This is a genomic window from Gynuella sunshinyii YC6258, assembly GCF_000940805.1.
GTDB classification, from domain to species: domain Bacteria; phylum Pseudomonadota; class Gammaproteobacteria; order Pseudomonadales; family Natronospirillaceae; genus Gynuella; species Gynuella sunshinyii.
Genome location: NZ_CP007142.1, coordinates 1,138,868 through 1,153,413 on the forward strand (window position 1 = coordinate 1,138,868; position 14,546 = coordinate 1,153,413).

Annotated in this window: 14 protein-coding genes; 11 read left to right on the plus strand and 3 right to left on the minus strand. The window is 47.9% G+C overall.

Annotated elements, in window-relative coordinates; all coding sequences use genetic code 11:
* Nucleotides 1-175: 175 nt before the first annotated feature.
* The 4 genes from YC6258_RS05035 to YC6258_RS05055 all read left to right on the plus strand — a co-directional run bounded on the left by YC6258_RS05035 (nt 176) and on the right by YC6258_RS05055 (nt 4,245).
* Entirely contained in the window at nt 176-406 is a 231-nt protein-coding gene (locus YC6258_RS05035; RefSeq protein ID WP_044616072.1) for a hypothetical protein, read from the plus strand.
* Between the two features lie 198 nt (nt 407-604).
* A complete protein-coding gene (locus YC6258_RS05040; RefSeq protein ID WP_044616073.1) occupies nt 605-1,186 on the plus strand; it encodes a superoxide dismutase in 582 nt (193 codons plus the stop codon).
* An 869-nt stretch (nt 1,187-2,055) separates the two neighbouring features.
* Complete coding sequence (locus tag YC6258_RS27025) at nt 2,056-3,336, plus strand: RICIN domain-containing protein (RefSeq protein WP_052830069.1); 1,281 nt, start codon at nt 2,056-2,058, stop codon at nt 3,334-3,336.
* A gap of 204 nt (nt 3,337-3,540) precedes the next feature.
* Nucleotides 3,541-4,245: a helix-turn-helix transcriptional regulator gene (locus YC6258_RS05055; protein WP_052830070.1), complete on the plus strand. Its 705-nt coding sequence runs from the start codon at nt 3,541-3,543 to the stop codon at nt 4,243-4,245.
* A gap of 48 nt (nt 4,246-4,293) precedes the next feature.
* Here the strand turns inward: YC6258_RS05055 and YC6258_RS05060 are convergent, their stop codons facing one another.
* The 3 genes from YC6258_RS05060 to YC6258_RS05070 form a co-directional block, all read right to left on the minus strand.
* Nucleotides 4,294-4,929, minus strand: coding sequence for an RpiB/LacA/LacB family sugar-phosphate isomerase (locus YC6258_RS05060; protein WP_044616075.1), 636 nt, complete (start codon nt 4,927-4,929; stop codon nt 4,294-4,296).
* A 33-nt stretch (nt 4,930-4,962) separates the two neighbouring features.
* Entirely contained in the window at nt 4,963-5,292 is a 330-nt protein-coding gene (locus tag YC6258_RS05065) for a cupin domain-containing protein (protein ID WP_044616076.1), read from the minus strand.
* Between the two features lie 204 nt (nt 5,293-5,496).
* Complete coding sequence (locus YC6258_RS05070) at nt 5,497-6,645, minus strand: oligogalacturonate lyase family protein (RefSeq protein ID WP_044616077.1); 1,149 nt, start codon at nt 6,643-6,645, stop codon at nt 5,497-5,499.
* 307 nt (nt 6,646-6,952) lie between these two features.
* Between YC6258_RS05070 and YC6258_RS05075 the strand changes: the two genes are divergently transcribed.
* The 7 genes from YC6258_RS05075 to YC6258_RS05105 all read left to right on the plus strand — a co-directional run bounded on the left by YC6258_RS05075 (nt 6,953) and on the right by YC6258_RS05105 (nt 14,537).
* Nucleotides 6,953-7,834, plus strand: a complete 882-nt coding sequence (locus tag YC6258_RS05075; RefSeq protein ID WP_044616078.1) for a carbohydrate ABC transporter permease — start codon at nt 6,953-6,955, stop codon at nt 7,832-7,834.
* Entirely contained in the window at nt 7,834-8,745 is a 912-nt protein-coding gene (locus tag YC6258_RS05080) for a carbohydrate ABC transporter permease (RefSeq protein ID WP_044616079.1), read from the plus strand. The genes YC6258_RS05075 and YC6258_RS05080 overlap by 1 nt, the downstream gene beginning before the upstream one ends.
* 10 nt (nt 8,746-8,755) lie before the next feature.
* Nucleotides 8,756-9,898 (plus strand): ABC transporter ATP-binding protein, encoded by a 1,143-nt coding sequence (locus tag YC6258_RS05085; protein ID WP_044616080.1) that lies wholly within the window; start codon nt 8,756-8,758, stop codon nt 9,896-9,898.
* 13 nt (nt 9,899-9,911) lie between these two features.
* Nucleotides 9,912-11,198: an ABC transporter substrate-binding protein gene (locus YC6258_RS05090; RefSeq protein WP_082070568.1), complete on the plus strand. Its 1,287-nt coding sequence runs from the start codon at nt 9,912-9,914 to the stop codon at nt 11,196-11,198.
* 468 nt (nt 11,199-11,666) lie between these two features.
* Nucleotides 11,667-12,518, plus strand: a complete 852-nt coding sequence (gene kduI / locus YC6258_RS05095; protein ID WP_425402630.1) for a 5-dehydro-4-deoxy-D-glucuronate isomerase — start codon at nt 11,667-11,669, stop codon at nt 12,516-12,518.
* A gap of 38 nt (nt 12,519-12,556) precedes the next feature.
* Nucleotides 12,557-13,315 carry a 2-dehydro-3-deoxy-D-gluconate 5-dehydrogenase KduD gene (gene kduD, locus YC6258_RS05100; protein ID WP_044616081.1) on the plus strand — a complete coding sequence of 253 codons (759 nt, stop codon included), beginning with the start codon at nt 12,557-12,559 and terminating at the stop codon, nt 13,313-13,315.
* A 295-nt stretch (nt 13,316-13,610) separates the two neighbouring features.
* Nucleotides 13,611-14,537 (plus strand): sugar kinase, encoded by a 927-nt coding sequence (locus YC6258_RS05105; protein ID WP_044616082.1) that lies wholly within the window; start codon nt 13,611-13,613, stop codon nt 14,535-14,537.
* The last annotated feature ends 9 nt before the right edge of the window (nt 14,538-14,546 follow it).

Sequence of the window (14,546 nt, forward strand, 5' to 3'; positions counted from 1 at the left end):
AAATGCCGCTCATCGCCTGCGATTCGTCGCGCCTGCATGATATGGCAGGTCGGCGGGCTGGCTTCGGCCGGGCCGTTTCTGTTTTGACGGTAGTTCGAACCCGCTCGGCCTGCCCCCAGTTGCTTCGAACTCAACCGGAGGGCAGGGGAATCGCTTCAAAACAGGAATCCTCTCTATGTCTGACTCAACCCCTTCTTTCAGTTCTATCAAGCTCGATCTCTGTCATATGATCAATGCCCTCAACGGCAGCCGCACTATTGTTGGTCTGTTATCGGAATCTGATGATGAGCCGGTTGCGAATATTGCCGGTACTGCGTTGATATTTGTGGAGGCGCTGCAGGACCGGCTGCAGCAGTTGTATCTGGATGTGGAGGCGTGCGAACGAACGCAGCACGGCCTCGGATAGCGGCGGTTGTGGCATTCTCCCGGCGTCACTGATCAATCGGTGACCATTAAAGGTGGCTGTGGTGGGAGAATTGCGCATTCATGACGGAATCGGTCGATTTTTTACTACAAGTTTCGACTTGGAAAATACATAATAGCAGCTCCGCAAACTCTGTTGGGTTTGCCAACCCACTCCGATAAAACTGATAGGGATTACAACATGGCTATTGAACTACCTTCTCTGCCATACGCAAAAAATGCGCTGGCTCCTCATATTTCTGAAGAAACTCTGGAATTCCATTATGGCAAACACCACAACACGTATGTGGTTAAGCTGAACGGCCTGATCGAAGGCACTGATATGGCCGGCAAAAGCCTGGAAGAGATCGTCAAGGCGTCCACCGGTGGTGTCTTTAACAATGCCGCCCAGGTATGGAACCACACCTTTTACTGGAACTGCCTGAGCCCCAACGGTGGCGGCGAGCCAACTGGCGCGCTGGCAGATGCCATCACTGCGAAATGGGGTTCTTTCGACAAGTTCAAAGAAGAGTTCACCAACAGCGCGGTTAATAACTTTGGTTCCGGCTGGACTTGGCTGGTAAAAAAAGCTGATGGTTCGGTAGACATCATGAACACCAGCAACGCCGGTTGCCCGCTGACGGATGACAGTGTCACTGCTCTGCTGACTGTTGACGTTTGGGAACATGCGTATTACATCGATTACCGCAATGCACGCCCAAGCTACATGGACGCGTTCTGGAAACTGGTTAACTGGGAATTCGCGGGCAGCAACTTCGCCTGATTTTTCATGTTAGTCTTCGAAAACGGACATCCTGGATGTCCGTTTTTTTTTGCATGAAGAATACTCCTGCGACGGGATTGGTAATGGTGCTTATCGCTTCAGGTAGTGCACGGTCATCTGCTGAATTTATTTGTTACAGGTTTTTCATTAATTGTGATGTCCGGCTAAGGGATTGGTCCGGTCGATTTTTGTGTCGTTGTCTCCATATTTTTTAGGGCGAATCTGAAAGGTGTTTCGTAAATGTCTGTACTTAAGGATAAGTGATCGTATGTGTCGTTGGGTTATGTGCGGTTTTGTGTTTTGTGCTAAATCATTACCGTAGGATGCAGTTTTGCTGGTCTTCCCGGGTTTTTTGGGAGATAAATGCGGATTTATGGTGTGTATTTAAGTGACAGTGACATACTTTTGTTTTGTGTTCACATATTCTTTGTGATCGTTTCCTGTTTCTGAGAAAACCGTTTTCAAACGAATTATTAACTGGGATACAGTTCCCGGTTATTGAATGGCTGATCTCCTAAAGTAGCAATTGAATCCTTGTTGAAGTTGATAATATTCATTACAAGCGTACTTCTAATTATAAAAATTTTTGTGTGATTCAAAGCAGCCACGGCACGGATCGTCGCAGTTAAATGGCCACTTTATTTTCTGTCCTCGCTGAGTATTCAAGGCTAGTGCTTTTGAATGAGGTTGATGCAGTCATCACGAAAAACGGCTTTTCTGGAAGTACTCTTGGCGTTATGCGCTTATTGAATATCGACCCTCGTCTACCACTACGTTGAAGTTGCTGTTTTATTAAGTCAGGTACGATGTTTTTTTCCTGAATTAATTTATCTGACTGGTTGGTATTAAATTAAATTTAGGAGCTAACAATGTTTAAAAAAATAATATGCTGTACGGTGTTGATGTTGTTCTATTCAAGTGCCCAGGCTATTGAAAACGGTCGCTACAATATCGTGTCGTCGTTGAACGGGTTGTATTTGGATGTTGCGAATAAATCCCAGGATGACGGTGCTAATATCCAGCAATATACGGCCACTGGCGGCACCAATCAGCAATTTGATGTGACAGCGCTGGGTGATGGCACGTATTCCATTCGCGCAGTTCACAGTGGCAAGTCCCTGGATATTGCGGGTTATTCCATGGACGACGGCGCTCAAGTGCATCAATGGACCTATCATGGTGGTGACAATCAGCGCTGGTATATCGATGTGGCAGCCAATGGTTTTTATTCCGTAACATCAAAGTTGAGTAGTAAAGCACTGGATGTCTGGGAGATGAGCACTCAACCAGGCGGTGATATCCGTATGTATTCCTGGTGGGGTGGTGCTGGTCAGTTGTGGTCATTTTTGCCTGTGGGCGGTGGTGATCCGACAGATCCGACTGACCCAACAGATCCCCCGGCAGGCACTGATCCTTCTGCCGGCTGCGGTAACGTACCGTCTCTGAGTTCAGGTCGTCACTCCATCAATGTGAATGGTGCAACACGGGAATACATTCTGGATGTACCCGCCAATTATGATATGAGCAAACCTTACCGGTTGATTTTTGGTTGGCACTGGTTGAATGGTAATGCCAGTAATGTCGCCAATGGCGGTTATTATGGTTTGAAAAATCTGGCTAACAATTCAGCGATTTTTGTAGCACCTGACCGCTATGTCGCCAATGGTCAGGATGACAATGGCTGGCCAAATACCAATGGCCGCGATATGGCCTTCCTGCGGGCGATGCTGGATCAATTCAATAATTCTTTGTGTGTTGATAAGAGCAGAGTGTTTTCTGTGGGCTGGAGTTATGGTGGCATGATGTCTTACGCGGTGGGTCGCGAGATGGGCGGTGTGTTCCGTGCGATTGCGCCGATGTCTGGTGCGTTGTGGACGCCATATAATGACAGTGGCAAGCCAATGCCTGCGTGGATTGCTCACGGTATCTATGACAGTGTGGTCAGTCACGATAACGGCATAACTGCGAGAGATCTGTACGTTAGTGCCAACCATTGTTCTAACAATACCGTACCGGTGGATCCATCGCCTTGTGTGGAATATCAGGGCTGCGATGCCGGTTATCCGGTGGTCTGGTGTTCATGGAATGGCGGGCATTCAACGCCTTCGTTCTCGCCAACAGCAATCTGGACGTTCTTCAATCGTTTCTGAGTTGAGCCATAGGACAGGGAGGTCCGGGTGATGTAAGGGAGCTGCATTGCAGCTCCCGGTCATTTTTAAAGTCTCTGACCATCGGGATGATCTTGTAATCCGTTCCGGTGGTTGTCTGTCGGCTCTGATCGGGCCGATCTCTCCTGGGTGTCTGTGCACCGGTCTGGTTTACCTTGGCAGGTAATTCCGGTATTTTTCCAAGCCATGTCATTGAATAATCACACACACATCAAGGTCCATCCTGATTCGGAAGATGATCCTGCCCGCAAGGAGTCTCCGAGAGAACGCTTGCTGACCTACCTTAAGCACCATGGCCCGCAGACAACCGCTGAGGCCGGCGCGGCTATGGGTATTACGGTGGAGGCTGTCCGGCAGCAATTGCTGCGCCTGGTCAGTGAGCAGATGGTAACGGTGGAAACGGTGCCCGCGAGCGGCCGTGGTCGACCGCAGAAGCGCTGGGGTCTAACGTCGCAGGCCACAACTGAGTTTCCGGATGCCCATGCGGATGTGCTGGTTGGTCTGATTCAGAGCATTCAGGAAGAGTTTGGAACAGAGCCGTTACAGCGGTTGATTTGTCGCCACAGCGAGCGGGTACGACTGCGTTATGCGCAGGCGCTGAAGGCGTGTACTTCGGTGACGGCCCGGATCATCGAGCTGGCGGAGCTGCGCCGGCAGGATGGCTATATGGCGACGTGTGAGCAGTTGGGGGCAGGTCTGTTTCGACTGACTGAGCATCATTGCCCGATCCATTCGGCGGCCACTTGCTGTCAGGATTTTTGTGATCTGGAGCTGAAGATGTTTGAACAGTTGCTGGGGCCGCAGGTAGAGGTGCTGCGTTCTCATCATGCCATGGGCGGTGACCGTTGCTGTGCTTATGAAATTTCGGTGCACCCGGATCTGCAGGCATAAAAAACCGGCCACGAAGGCCGGTGAAGCTCCCAGGGAGATAATGACTCGTTAAATCAGTGATTTGACGTATTCGGCAATTTCCGGAACCTGGCAGTGTTCGAAGAAACACTGTTGGAAACGCTCGCCGGTGACGGCGGTTTTCACCAGTTCCTGGTCAATGGATTTCAGAGTATCCAGGTAGTTGTCTTTCACCACAGCGGCTTTCACTTCGTTCAGAATACCAGCGTTGCGAACCTGAGGTTCTTTGCGCTCCAGCGGATAGCCCTGGCCACGTTCACCGGTGAAGGCTTTTTCGAAGATGTAGCGAACATTCAGTTCTGCACCCCAGCCAAAACCTTTGGCAAAGGCCAGCGCCAGAGCGTTACCGTTGTTGATCTGGTTAAACAGGAACGCATCAGATGGTTCCAGGCAGTAACCGCATACCACACCCGGATGGATGTTTAAGGACATCATCGCGCCCTGGCCGGTACCACAACCGGCAACCACAAAATCAACCGCTTTGGAGTTGAGCAGCAGGCTGGCCATGATGCCCAGATGGATATAGGTCAGGTGATGATCGTTTTCGTCGCTCATGCCAACGTTGAACACGGAATGTCCCATAGGGGCGGTCACGGTATTCAGTTGTTCGAGAATTACCGGGTTTTTGGCAGCCTGGCTGTTCTCCATCATCAATGCAATTTTCATAGTCTGTTCCTCGCGTTTTGCTGTGGTTGCGGGTTAATTCTGTTTTAAGAAGTCTTTGCGCACGGGGGTGAAGTTATCGAGCAGTACACCTGCCTCCAGGCAGCGACAGCCGTGCATGATGTTCGGTTCTTTGTAAAGCGTATCACCGGTTTTGACGATTTTGGTTTCGTCGCCAATGGTGAATTCAAACTCGCCTGACAATACATAAGTCAGCTGTTCGTGGGGATGGCTGTGAAGCGGACCGATCGCGCCTTTTTCGAAGTGTACTTCGACGGTCATGATGTTATCGCTGTACGCCATGATTTTTCGGGAGACGCCATCCCCTAAATCTTCAAGCTGAACATCTTTGTTGTATACAAACATGGTGCCTCCTGTTGTGTGCTGTGACGGGTATCGCAATGTGATGATGCGGTACCGTACTATTTTTGTGGTGGTTAATCTTGCAGCAAACAGAAATCAAGTTCAAATAATTCTGAAAAGGCGTTTTAAAAATACTTGCTGCATTGTGTGCAAGCCTCTGAGACCGCACAGATCGCCTGTCAGCTCGTGGGCTGCAGGCGATTCAGGTTATACGGTAGCCAGATAAATGGCGGGTGTCCCCTCTTTATCCGAGCCGTACATGACCTGTTTGTTATCGGGTGTAAACGACGGATGCGGATGGTTCACCTGGCGGCTGCCTTCGAGTACTTCCCAGCTGGTGTCGTGCCGACATACTACCCGGCTGGAACCGGTTTTGAGATCGAATACATAGATATTCGGGTCATTTTCGATTTGATGACCAGAGTCATCGGCCACGTCAACGGGGGTGTCCGAGCCGTCACCAACAACCATACTGCCATCAAAATTACTCATCAAATGGCTGCATGGCGGCATTTTCAGTTCCCGTTTAAAGTCCAGGGTTTCAGGCTCGATTGAGCAAATCCAGCGGTCGCTCTCACCATGCAGGTAGGAAACGAAGATCATTTTTGAGCCGTCCGGTACCCAGAATTCGTGAGTACAGGCTTCGCCTTCTTCCTGTTCGCGGACTTTACGGACGTTGTCGCCGTTTTCGTCCACCAGCCACATGCGGGTTTTGATCAGGTCGTGCGGACCTTCGTGACAGAATGCCACGGTATTGTCATCAAAAGGTCGGTAAATAGGATGACCCAGCCAGGTGTTTTCTTCCAGAATGGTGCTTCTTTGACCGGTCTGCAGGTCAATGCTGATCAGCCGACAGCGTGGTTTGCGATGAAACAGTTCGGCGAATTTTTTCCAATCGGTCAGTTCGATATAGTCGCTGGCTTTGATTTCGATGCCAACCACTTTGGTGCAGGCGCTGTTGGGTACCCAGGTGCCATAGCCAACCCAGCCATCTTCAACTTCGTAGAGAGTATCGTGCTGCTGAGTGGCGAGATCCACGCGTACCAGGCTGCGATTGTGTTTGACGAAGATCAATGATTGGTTATCGGTGCTGAGAAAACCACCGAAGGTATTGTCGCCGCTGCCTTCTGTCAGTTGGGTGGCGGTCTGTGATTCAAAGTCCAGCAGGTGGTAATTCCAGTGACGATCAAAGTTGCCGGCGAAAAGTAATTTCTTTCCGTCATCAGTAAAGCTTTTTTGATAAAAATATGTTCTATGGCAAATCGCGCCCTGCGGAGTCAGCCGGGTAACGGTTGCCCCGGTATCAGAATCGGTGGAGGTAGAAAACTGCAACTGGGTTGTGCTGCCTAAAGCCATGATTTCCCTCGTCTAGAAAATTGCATCGGTTGCGGAATCAAATAGTTAAGTTGTTGATTATTAGGTCATTTGTATCTGGTTTTTGATCTCTGTCAATGAAATTAAAGGTTGCAGAGATGACCGCACCAAGTTCGCGGGAAGTGTTTATTTTACGGGCTTTGGAGCGGGTTTAAAGGTCACTATATAGATCCAGATCAAAAAATGAAATAGCATTTCAAAAATACTGATAATATGGTTGCAAAAAAAATTCAACCCAATACCATTTATTCTTGAGCCCTGAAATAACAAAAACATTGAGTTGGCAGTTATGTATGAAAATCGGAAGTTGGGCCTGGCTTATATCAGTCCCTACATTATTGGATTAGTCGTCTTTACGGCCTTTCCTTTTCTATCGTCCCTGGTGATCAGCTTCACTGACTATGATTTGATAAATCCGCCTGCCTTTGTTGGAGTGGAAAACTATCAATACATGCTGGAAGATGACACGTTCTATAAATCCTTAGGAGTTACATTTGCCTATGTGTTTTTAACCATTCCTTTGAAGCTCGCTTTCGCATTGTTCATTGCCTTTGTGCTGAACTTTAAGCTGCGCGGTATCAAGTTTTTCCGCACCGCATATTATGTTCCTTCAATTCTGGGTAGTAGTGTAGCCATTGCTGTGTTGTGGCGAGCCATCTTTTCGTTGGATGGTCTGTTAAATTCCTTTATCGGGTTTTTTGGTATTGAACCAATATCCTGGTTGGGTGAACCGGCATTTGCCATGCTATCGGTTACGTTGTTAAGAGTCTGGCAGTTTGGCTCGGCAATGGTCATTTTTCTGGCCGCGTTGCAGAATGTTCCGCAGTCTCAATATGAAGCGGCGATGATCGACGGTGCTTCCAAATGGCACATGTTCACCAAAATCACTATTCCGCTGATTACTCCGGTTATTTTCTTTAATTTCATTATGCAGACCACACAGGCGTTCCAGGAATTTACTGCGCCTTATGTGATTACCAATGGTGGACCGGCCAAGGCCACTTACCTGTTCTCGCTGTATATCTACGAAACCGCATTTAAATATTTTGATCTTGGTTATGGCAGCGCTCTGGCATGGGTGTTGTTCGTAGTGATCGCGATATTTACGGCAATCTCTTTTAAATCGTCAAAATACTGGGTGTTTTACTCAGGTGACAAGGGTGGAAAATAATGACAAATCATTCCTTTATCGACGACCCGGCACTGGACGAACTGCAGATTAATAAAGAAGTTCAGAAAACGTTGCGGCGTGAAAAAATCAATGCTTCTATCCGTTACATCATCCTGCTGGCTTGTGGACTTGGCATGTTGTATCCATTGTTCTGGATGGTGTCTGCGGCGTTTAAACCGAACTATGAGATCTTTAGTTCTTTGAGTTTGTGGCCAAAAGAGTTTTCACTTGAAGGTTTCATTAATGGCTGGAAGACCGGTACCGAATATACCTTTGGGCGTTTCTTCCTGAATACGTTCATGTATGTCATTCCCAAGGTTATTCTGACGGTGATTTCCTCCACGATTGTCGCGTTTGGATTTGCCAGATTTGATATTCCGTTTAAAAAATTCTGGTTTACCATGCTGATTGCAACGATTCTGTTACCACAGTCAGTATTGTTGATTCCGCAGTATCTGATGTTCCGTGAAATGGGCATGCTTGACAGTTATATGCCCTTGTATCTGCCGATGGCGTTTGCCACTCAGGGATTCTTTGTGTTCATGTTGATTCAGTTCCTGCGTGGATTGCCAACGGACATGGAAGAAGCCGCCATGATTGATGGTTGTAATTCATTTCAGTTGTTGATTTATATCGTTGTGCCCATTTTGAAGCCTGCCATTATTTCAGTGGCTCTGTTTCAGTTCATGTGGTCAGTCAATGACTTTCTTGGTCCGCTGATTTATATCTCAAGTGTTGATAAATACCCGATAGCACTGGCGTTGAAAATGTCCATTGATGTCACTGAGGGCGCACAGTGGAACGAGATTCTTGCTATGGCTTCCATTGCCATTGTGCCCTCGATTGTTGTGTTTTTAATGGCGCAGAATTACTTCATTGAAGGTATTACTGCTGGTGGTGTTAAAGGATAGGTGATGAATTATGGCCAAGGTCAGTTTTGAAAAAGTAACCAAAGTATATTCGAACGGCTTTAAGGCGGTTCACGGTATCGACCTGGAAATCAAAGATGGTGAGTTTATGGTCATGGTCGGTCCTTCCGGATGTGCCAAATCCACTACCTTGCGAATGTTGGCAGGACTGGAAACCATTTCCGGTGGGCGTATCCGTATCGGTGAGGCGGTGGTGAATAACCTGGCGCCAAAGGAACGGGGTATTGCCATGGTGTTTCAGAATTATGCGTTATATCCGCATATGACTGTTCGCGAAAATCTCGGCTTCGGATTGAAGTTGGCGAAGTTGAGCAAAGCAGACATCGACAAGCATGTTGAAGAAGCTGCTGAGCTGCTTGAGCTGACACCATTGCTGGATCGTTTGCCACGGCAATTGTCCGGTGGTCAGGCACAGCGGGTAGCGGTTGGTCGTGCGATTGTGAAGCGGCCTGCAGTGTTTCTGTTCGACGAACCGTTGTCTAACCTGGATGCCAAATTGCGGGCATCCATGCGCGTGCGTATCTCTGATTTGCATAAAGCACTGAAAAAATCGAATCGTTCTGCCACAACAGTATATGTCACCCACGATCAGACAGAAGCAATGACCATGGGTGACCGTATCTGTGTCATGAAAGACGGACATATCATGCAGGTGGATACTCCGGCGAATCTTTATAAGGCACCGGCAAATTTATTTGTGGCAGGGTTTATCGGCGCACCGGAAATGAATATGGTAGATGCCCGTTTGCAAAGTGCAGATGGTCAGGTATGTATGGTCACTTTTGCCGGACAGACTGTTAGTCTTGGGCTGGAGAAATCAAAACGAGTGATCAAATATGCGCCAAAAGCTGTTACGTTTGGCATACGTCCGGAATTTATCCATCTGGCGACAGCTGATTCACCTAAGGATCAGCTTGTTAAAGGTACTGTTATCCGGATGGAAAATATGGGGTCCGAGTTTTACGTATATTTTTCCGTGGCACAGGAGCATTTGTGTGCCCGCATTCCATCCGCACAGGTGGAAGAGTATCTGACCGATGTGCAGGGCAAAGAAGTGACTTTCCACTTTGAGGTGGATAACTGTCACGCCTTTGATAAAGAAACCGAAGAAAACATTTCGCTCGAACGCAAATAAGAGGGTAATAACAATGATAAAAAAATCCATACCGTTACTGTTTATGGGTTTGGCTGCCTTAGGCGGTGCGACGCAGGCTAACGCGGCGACAGAAATTCGTATGTCCTGGTGGGGCGGCAATGGTCGCCACGAAGCGACCAACGCAGCTGTGAATGCTTTTGAAAAAGCCAATCCGGGTATTGTGGTTAAGGCTGAATACACCGGTTGGAATGGTCACCTGGAACGTCTGACTACACAGATCGCCGGTAATACTGAACCTGATCTGATGCAGACCAACTGGAATTGGATGCCAATATTTTCCCGCACCGGTGACGGTTTTAAAAACCTGCTTGATTATGCCGATATCATCGACCTGGATCAGTTTGATCCTGCCGCGTTGGCGCTGGGGACCAACAACGGCAAACTGAATGGTATTCCGGTTTCAATGACTGCACGGGTGTTTTACTACAATAAAGACACCTGGACCAAAGCCGGTCTGAAATATCCTAAAACCTTTGCAGATCTGATGGCCGCCGGCCCGGTGTTCCAGAAAAAACTGGGCGAGGACTATTATCCGGTCGTAATGGAATGGCGTGATGTGATTGCGTTGAACCGTTCTTATATGGTTCAAAAATATGGCATTCCTATGATCGATGAGAAAAACAAGAAGTTTGCTTACAGTGATAAGCAAATGGTTGAGTTTTTCCAGATGTATGCGGACATGGTGAAACAACATGTTGTGCCAAGCACCAAATACATTGCTTCTTTTGGTGCCGGCAACCTGTATGAATACAAGCCCTGGATCAATGGCGAATGGGGTGGCGTTTATATGTGGAACACTGCTGCCAATAAATATCAGGATAACCTGAAGCCGCCAATGTCACTCGAACTGGGTGAATATCCGATGTTACCGGGTGCGACTGACTCTGGTCTGTTTTATAAGCCATCTCTGATGCTGTCCATTGGCAAAAACAGTAAGCACGATAAAGAAGCTGCGAAACTGTTGAACTACCTGCTGAACGAAAAAGCCGGTATCGAAACAATGGCTCTGGCCCGTGGAGTTCCGTTGAGCGAGAAAGCTCGTGAGCTGTTGACTGACGATGGCACACTGCAACCCACTGACCTGTCTGTGTCCGGTTTGGCGCAGATCGATTCCTTGCCGAAGAAACTGACCACTTCCGCCTATTTTGAAAACCCTCAACTGGTCAGTCTGTTCAAAGAGTTAATCGAACAGATGGATCAGGGTACCAAAACAGTTGCAGAGGCTGCCAAAGACTTCACTAAACAGGGCGAACGTATTTTGCGTAAAGCCATGCGCTAAGCGATTGTGATTGACGGACCGGCTTTGTTGCCGGCCCGTCATGAGCTCTCAGTGGTTCGAAACCGGAAAGCACTTGTCCAACAATAACTCAGTTTTCCGTTCCGGCTGTATGGACAGACCACGGGCTAAATGAGATCGGCCTGCCATGGTGCCGGTATCTTTGCGGTATTCAATGATTGCTTTTTTATTCACACAGGTCTGGGTGTGCAGTGGACATTCGTATCTGTCGTTTATGTTTAAGTCGGCAAAATGCCGGCGGATGGCTTTGGGCAGAATCAGGTTTTAGGTTAGTGCTGATTTACCCTCAAAAGGCGTGATGGTGTTCCGTTAATTATTGATATTTTATTTTATTATATTTGAAACATTGTTTTATAATAGTTGAGATAGACGTTTCAAATCGATATCCTATGCGACATGGCGTGTCAGCTTCGGGTTAGCGTGTGACTTCAGGTTAAAGAGGTGAGTGAGATGGCAGAGTTGGAAACCAGACAGGGTATCAATGCCCGATATGCGAAGACTCTCGATACTCAGGCGTTACGGGAAGCGTTTTTAATCGAACGGATTTTCCAGGCTGACGATATCACCATGACGTACAGTCATATGGACCGCATCATCGTGGGCGGCATTTATCCGGTTAGCCAGAGTGTGGCAATTGGCTCCGAATACAACCATGTTGTGGGTACGAATTTTTTTCTGCAACGTCGCGAACTCGGACTGATCAATATTGGTGGACCCGGTGTTGTCAACGTCGATAGTGATACCTATCAGGTAGGGTCTCAAGAGGCGTTGTACATCGGTGCCGGTCAGGGACACCAACAATTGAATTTCAGTTCTGTCGACGCCGCTGATCCGGCGAAGTTCTATTTCAATTCAACGCCGGCCCATCAGGCTTATCCGAGTCGTCTTATTACCCTTGAACAGGCTTCGCCTGTCACTCTGGGAGCGCCGGAAACCAGCAATCAACGCACGATATATAAGTTCATTGTGCCCGATGTGCTGCCGACCTGTCAGTTATCCATGGGGATGACCAGACTGGCTCCGGGAAGTCTCTGGAATACGATGCCGTGTCACACCCATGAACGTCGGATGGAAGTTTATTTTTATTTCAATATGAATGGGGAGGCAGCGGTGTTTCATATGATGGGAGAACCATCAGAAACCCGTCATCTATTGGTAAGAAATGAACAGGCTGTGATTTCCCCAAGTTGGTCAATTCACTCAGGAGTGGGTACTCAACAGTACACCTTCATTTGGGGAATGTGTGGGGAAAATCAGGTCTTTGATGATATGGACCATGTAAAAGTTTCCGATCTGCTGTAACACGTCGGACTAACGAATGATATTTAGGAAGGTTTTTTATGTTAGAAATGTTTGATTTGACTGGAAAGGTAGCGATTGTGACCGGTTGTGATACTGGTCTTGGACAAGGTATGGCATTGGCGTTGGCTAAAGCCGGTGCAGATATCGTAGGTGTGAATATTGTTGAGCCAACCGATACTATTGCACTGATGGCGGAAACAGGTCGCAAGTTTCACAGCGTCATCGCTGATATGAGCAAGATCGAGACTGTCAGCATGGTCATCGAAGAAGCTGTTAAGGCCTATGGCAAAGTGGATATTCTGGTCAATAATGCCGGTATCATTCGTCGTCAGGATGCTATCGAATTTAGTGAGAAAGACTGGGACGACGTCATGAATATCAATATCAAAGCGGTATTCTTTATGGCTCAGGCGTTTGCCAAGCAGGTGGTGGCACAGGGTACTCCCGGCAATATAATTAACATTGCTTCGATGCTGTCATTCCAGGGCGGTATCCGGGTACCTTCTTACACGGCTTCCAAAAGTGCTGTTATGGGCGTCACTCGTTTGCTGGCTAACGAATGGGCCAAGCACGGTATCAATGTCAATGCGATTGCGCCTGGGTATATGGCGACCAACAATACTGCGGCATTGCGGGCTGATGAAGATCGTTCAAAAGAAATTCTGGATCGTATTCCTGCCGGTCGTTGGGGAACGCCAAGTGATGTGGGCGGACCTGTCGTGTTTCTGGCTTCTGATGCTTCCCGCTACATTAATGGTTATACCATTGCCGTTGATGGTGGCTGGTTGGCGCGCTAACCGAATGGCAAAATACTGACAGACAGAAGGCATATCAAACTGTTTTGGTCTGTGAAATTCGTAAAAACGATTCAGCTTGTCAGTATTTAAGGTTAAATTGCCGTTATATTAAATAACGGCAATTAACTGTATTTTGTTGAAGCTTGTTGAGCAAAGACAATAATAAGAATTATAAAGTGGATATCTTTGTGTTTATGCGCTCATATCATTTTGATCATTTAGTTCTAAATATGACTGAAGTGCAAACATATCCATTTTTGACTTCCATTAACCGTTCACTGTGCCGGAATGACCAATGCAACAAGAATCTGAAAAACCAATCCGTCTCGCCCTGATTGGTGAGTGCATGATTGAGCTGAGAGGGCCGATGTTTGGCGCTTTGCAGCAGTCCTGGGGCGGGGATACCTACAATACTGCAATTTATCTTCGGCGGATGCTCGATCATCATTTTGATGTGCACTATATAACCGGTCTCGGTGAAGATCAGCTGAGTCATTTTTTACTGCATGCCTGGCAGGAAGAAGGATTGAATGTTGGTGACGTTACCCTGGTGTCTGGTAAGCGCCCGGGACTGTATCAGATTTCAGTGGATGAAGATGGCGAGCGTTCTTTTCAATACTGGCGCAATGATTCTGCGGCCAAATATATTTTTGATGAACAGAGCGGTGATGTTCTGGCAGCACAATTCCAGCGCTTTGAATGGTTGTATCTGTCTGGCATCAGTCTGGCCATATTGACGCCGCTAGGGCGCCGGAACCTGCTTGATGCGCTGGCACTGTATGCCGGTAATGGCGGTCGCATAGTATTTGATAACAATTATCGGCCCTTGCTCTGGCCTTCGGTGGATGTCTGTCAGGCGGCTTATCGGGAAGTATTGAGTCTGGCTCATCTGGCCCTGCTGACCGCCGATGACGAACAGGTATTGTGGGGGCACAACAGTGTCGAAGAGATCCTGGCCCATTACGATTGTGAAGAGGTGGTAATCAAACGGGGCTCAGAACCCTGTGTGATTCGTCATCAGCAACGTCTCGTTGAAGTCGGTGCGCAGCGGGTCGAAAACGTGGTCGATACCACTGCCGCCGGAGACTCATTTGCGGCCGGCTACTGGTTTGGCCGTTTGACCGGTTTGTCGCCGGAAGAGTCGGCCCGGTGTGGGCATCGACTCGCAGCAACAGTGATTCAGCATCCGGGTGCCATCATTCCAAAATCTTTTATGCCTTAGAGGAAGTTA